3 protein-coding genes are annotated in these 5,043 nt (G+C 73.1%); 1 reads left to right on the plus strand and 2 read right to left on the minus strand.

Annotated elements, in window-relative coordinates; genetic code table 11:
• Positions 1-25 precede the first annotated feature (25 nt).
• Together AA75_RS24000 and AA75_RS24005 are read right to left on the minus strand one after the other, a co-directional pair.
• Positions 26-586 (minus strand): GPR1/FUN34/YaaH family transporter, encoded by a 561-nt coding sequence (locus AA75_RS24000; protein ID WP_033822280.1) that lies wholly within the window; start codon positions 584-586, stop codon positions 26-28.
• A 324-nt stretch (positions 587-910) separates the two neighbouring features.
• Positions 911-3,493 carry a SpoIIE family protein phosphatase gene (locus AA75_RS24005; protein WP_233289162.1) on the minus strand — a complete coding sequence of 861 codons (2,583 nt, stop codon included), beginning with the start codon at positions 3,491-3,493 and terminating at the stop codon, positions 911-913.
• Positions 3,494-4,101: 608 nt separating this feature from the next.
• Here AA75_RS24005 and AA75_RS52330 point away from each other — a divergent pair.
• Positions 4,102-5,043: HAMP domain-containing protein (locus AA75_RS52330; protein ID WP_233289163.1), on the plus strand; the 942-nt coding region annotated here is incomplete at its 3' end.

Consider the following 5,043-nt stretch of genomic DNA (forward strand, 5'->3'; position numbering starts at 1 on the left):
CCCCGGCCCGCCGTGCCCCGGAGGGCTACTTGAGGGGCAGCAGGGCCCGGCCCCACCCGCTGTTGGCGAGTGTGGCGGTGGCCCAGTACCAGGCGCCGAGGCCCGACACGGCGGCGACCCAGCCGGCCGCCTTGCCGAGGCCGTCGCTGGAGCCGAACGTCGCGATGGCGTTGAGGACCAGCGAGACGGTCAGCAGGCCGTAGACGACCCGGCTGAACAGCCCGCCCTGCCAGGCGGCGAGGGTCAGCGTGAGCGCCAGCGCGGCCCAGAGCAGCAGGAACAGCCCCACGGCGTCCTTGCTCGCCCCGGCGCCCTCCGACCAGGCCGCCCAGAAGGCGCCGAGGCCGGTGAACGCCGTGCCGGTGAACCGGTCGCCGCCGCGGAACTGCCAGAGGCCGGCGATGAACAGAGTCAGCCCGCCCACCAGGTGGGCGACGGAGGCTGCGTCCTTGAGGCCGGCGCCACTGAAGATGCCGGTGGACAGCAGGCCGGTTGCGAGCAGGGTCAGACCGAGGGCCAGGTAACCGAGAGGACCCGCGTCGTCTCCTGCGGATCGGGCGTTCGCCCCGGAGGCTTCATTGCTCACCGGAGGCTCCTTTCACTTCTGGGCGCCGATGATCGGCAGATGTCAGGTGAAGGTGGGGGTGGTGCTGGAGGTGGGTGCGCGAGACCGCGCCGGAAGCCGCACGGAAGTGGCGTGCGGGCGGCCGCGGCCGAGTGATGAACCAGCAGGTCAGGTGCTGGTCGAGGGCCCCTCCGGGGGGAATCCCCCGGTGCTTGCGGTGTACCCAGTCGACGCGGCTTGTACCCTTGTGAATTCCACAATTTGTACAGTCGTCAGCTGTAGGACGGCGACGGTTGGACAGTTGCTGATCGAGTCCGATCGATCGGCCCGAGGGTGGACGCCCCGTCAGGCCTGGCGCTGGGCCGGAAGCGGCACCCGCAGGGTCAGGATGGCCATGTCGTCGGAGGGCGGCTCCGGCGCGAACCGCTCGACCGCGCGCTGGACCCGGGCCGCCACCGCGCCCGCCGTCAGGCCGGTGCAGCCGGTCAGCACCTCCGCCAGGCCGTCGTCGCCGAGCATCCGGCTGCCCTCCCGGCGCTCGGTGACGCCGTCCGTCACACAGAGCAGCACCTCGCCCGGCTCCAGGACCAACTCCTCGGCCGTCAGGTCGAGTTCGTCCATCACGCCGAGCAGCGGCTGCGGGGTGGCGGCGGCATCCACCTGGCCGTCGGTGCGCAGCCGCAGCGGGAGCGGGTGTCCGGCGCAGACCAGGGAGAGCAGGGTGCTGCCGTCGGGGCGCGGGGTGAGCTCGCCGTAGAGCAGGGTCAGGAAGCGGGAGCGCGGGCCCTCGTCGAGGATGGCCGCGTTCAGCCGGTCGAGCACCTGGGGTGCGCTGAGACCCTCGCGGGCCAGCAGCCGCAGCGAGTTGCGGGCGAGGCCGGTGACCGAGGCGGCCTCCGGGCCGGTGCCGCAGACGTCGCCGATGGCGAAGCCGTAGGTCCCCTCGCGGATCGGGAAGATGTCGTAGAAGTCGCCGCCGACCTCGTTGCCCTCGCCGGCCGCCTGGTAGAAGACCTCCACCTCGACGCCCGGGATCTTGGGCAACTCCGGGGGCAGCAGGGCGCGTTGGAAGGCCTGGCTGGTGGCGGTGCGCTCGGAGTAGAGCCGGGCGTTGTCCATCGCGAGGGCGGCCCGGCGGGAGAGGTCCTCGCCGAGTTCCAGGATCTCCTGGCGGAACCGGGTGCCCGCGGGGACGCCGAGGACCAGCAGGCCGATCACCCGGTTGCGGGCGGCCAGTGGCAGCACCACGGTCTCGCCGATCATGCCGTGCAGCTCGGGGTCGGCCGTCACGCCGAGGGTGCGGGCGGTCTCGGTGGGCGCGGTCCAGTAGCGGGTGCTGCCGGGGGAGGATTCGGCGGCCGGTGCGGGGGTCTTGTCGAGCAGGGCGCGCAGCGGGTCGATCCGGTCCTCGTTCTCGTGCAGGACGTAGGCGAGGTCGGCGGCGCCGTTCTGTTCGCCGGCGGTGTAGACGGCGCACCAGGTGGCGAGGGTGGGGACGGCCATCTGGGCCATCAGCGCGAGGGTCTGCTCGTGCTCCAGGGTGCCGGCCAGCAGTTCGGAGGCCTCGACCAGGAAGGACAGCGAGCCGCGGCGGCGGCGTTCGAGTTCGCCGAGCCGGGCGCTCTCCAGGGCCAGCGCGATCCGGTCGGCGGCGAACTGCAGGCGCAGCGCGTCCTCGTTGTCGTAGCGGCCGGGGGTGGTGGCGGCGACGCCGAGCGAGCCGGTGAGCCGGCCCTCGACCTTGAGCGGCACGGTGATCAGCGAGCGCATGCCGGTGCCGGTGAGCAGCGGGGCGGCGCCCGGCCGGACCGAGAGGTCCTCGTGGACGGCGGGCAGCCGGTCCGAGTCGAAGCGGGTGGCGCCGGACTCGATCGGCATCCGGACGAACCGGCGTGCGGCGGCGGCGAGTCCGGTGGCGGCGCGGACCTCGAACTCGGTCTCGTCCTCGGTGGTGAGCAGCAGGTAGGCGGCGTCGGCGTCGAGCAGGTCGCGGGCGCGGTCGACGATGCGCTGGAGGAGGCCGCCGAGGTCGTCGGGGGCGACGGCGCCGACGAGCAGGTCGAGCGGTTCGACGGCGGGCGGGGTGTCGGCGGCGCCGCCGGGGGAGCGCAGGACGGCGCGGTCCTCCTCGCGGACCAGCAGGCACAGGGCGGACGGGGTGCCGTGGGAGTCGCGCAGGCGGACCTGGAGGGCGTACACGTCGAGCAGGGTGCCGTCGGGGCGGCGGATGTCGAAGCCGCCCTCCCAGCGGGCCATCCGCAGGGTGTCGGCCAGGCGCAGGCCGGTGCCGCCGGAGGGCGGCCAGCAGGCGTAGTCGGACCAGGGCCGGCCGATGACCTGGTCGGCGGTGTGCAGGAAGAGGGCTTCGGCGTCGGCGTTCCAGGCGCGGACCACGGCGTCGTCGTCGATCCGCACCACGGCGACGCGGACCGGGCCGTCGCTGTCGGGCAGTTCGGTGCCGGGGATGCTCGGGAGGGCGTAGCGGGTGCCGCGGAAGTGTTCGGGCAGGGCGAGGCGGAACCAGACGGTCTTGCGGCCGGCGGCGTACTCGACGCCCCAGGTCTCGGAGAGGGCGGAGCACATCAGCAGTCCGCGGCCGCCTTCGCCGTCGGGGTCGGCGTAGTGGTCGGAGGCGGGGACGGCGGCGGAGACGGGGACGTTGGCGAAGGCGGGCAGGCCGCGTTCGGGGTGACGGTCGGTCACCTCGATCCGCAAGGTGTCCTCCTCGCGCAGGCAGCAGACCTCGGCGGAGGTGCCGGCGTGCACGACGGCGTTGGTGACCAGTTCGCTGACCAGGACGACGGCGTCGTCGACGATCTCCGGCAGGCCCCAGCCGAGCAGGGCCTCACGTACGAAGCCGCGGGCGGCGGCGGCTGACCGGCCGACCGGTTCGAAGGTGGCGGCTGCGCGTGCGGTGACCACTGCCACGTCTCCTCTGCTCTGGTCCGGCCGTCGGCCCGGTGTTCGGTGTCGGGCGGGTCGGTTCGTCGTCGTGCGGTCCGGCCGTGCGGCGCCGGTGTGTGTGCTGTCCCGGCCTCGGTGGTGGCGGTGGCCGGCGGGTGGTCGGTGCGCGCTCCGAGGTCCGGGTGCAGCGGTCCAGCCTACTTTCCGCTTGGTACCCCGTGGGGGTGGGGAGCCGAAACAGGCACCGGAGGGTGATTCTGCCCACCACATTTGCGCAAGGACGGCAACGACCCTGTGCAACCGGCCGGACACCTGCCTCCGGGGCTGACAGACTGGGGAGTCCGCGGCGTCGGTTCGGCGGAGTACGGTCGAGGCGGTGCCGGTGGCGGTGCGCAGCCCCGCTGCGGTGTCCGAGAGGCGGGCCCGGTGCCCGCGAGTGCGGTACTGAGCAGTCACGATGTGGGAGGGCCCCGTTGAGTTCGGCGACCAAGGACGTTACCGGTACGACTTCGGCTGCCGAGCGCGGTGGCCGTGCCGCCTCGGCGGCGCGCGGCGTCGCCGGGCGCCGGGCCAATGCGAACCGGGGGGCCGAGCCGGCGGAGCTGCGGCGGGTGCTGGCGGCGCTGACCGCGATGCGGGACGGCAACTTCCGGCGGCGGCTGACGTTTCCCGGTGACGGTGTGCTGGCGGAGATCGCGGCGGTGTTCAACGAGGTCGCCGAGCGCAACCAGCACCTCACCGGTGAGCTGGCGCGCGTGCGCCGGGCGGTGGGCCGGGAGGGGCGGCTGTCGGAGCGGCTGGAGATGGGGGTCGGCGAGGGCGCCTGGATGGCGGCGGTCGACAACTGCAACGCGCTGATCGACGATCTGGCCCGGCCGATGGCGGAGGTGGGCCGGGTGCTCACCTCGATCGCGGAGGGCGACCTGGACCAGCGGATGGAGCTGCGGTCGGTCCACACCACCGGGGCGAGCTATCCGCTGCGCGGGGAGTTCCTGAAGGTCGGCCGGACGGTGAACGGCCTGGTGGACCAGTTGTCGGAGTTCACCGACGAGGTGACCCGGGTCGCCATCGAGGTGGGTACCGAGGGCAAGCTGGGCGGTCAGGCGCGGGTGCGCAGCGTCTCGGGCAGCTGGAAGGACCTGGCCGACTCGGTCAACACGATGGCCGGCCGGCTGACGGCGCAGGTGCGCAACATCGCCGAGGTGACCACGGCGGTGGCCAAGGGCGATCTGTCGCGCAAGGTCACGGTGGACGTGGCCGGCGAGATGCTGGAGCTGAAGAACACCGTGAACACCATGGTGGACCAGCTCAACTCGTTCGCCGCGCAGGTGACCCGGGTGGCGCGGGACGTGGGTACCGAGGGGCGGCTGGGCGGTCAGGCGCAGGTGCCGGGGGTCGCCGGGGTGTGGCGTGATCTCACCGATTCGGTGAACTTCATGGCCAACAACCTGACGGCGCAGGTGCGCAACATCGCCGAGGTGACCACGGCGGTGGCCAAGGGCGATCTGTCGCGCAAGATCGAGGTCGATGCCCGGGGCGAGATCCTGGAGTTGAAGAACACCATCAACACGATG

The organism is Kitasatospora sp. MBT63 (genome assembly GCF_000710465.2).
Classification (GTDB): Bacteria; Actinomycetota; Actinomycetes; order Streptomycetales; family Streptomycetaceae; genus Kitasatospora.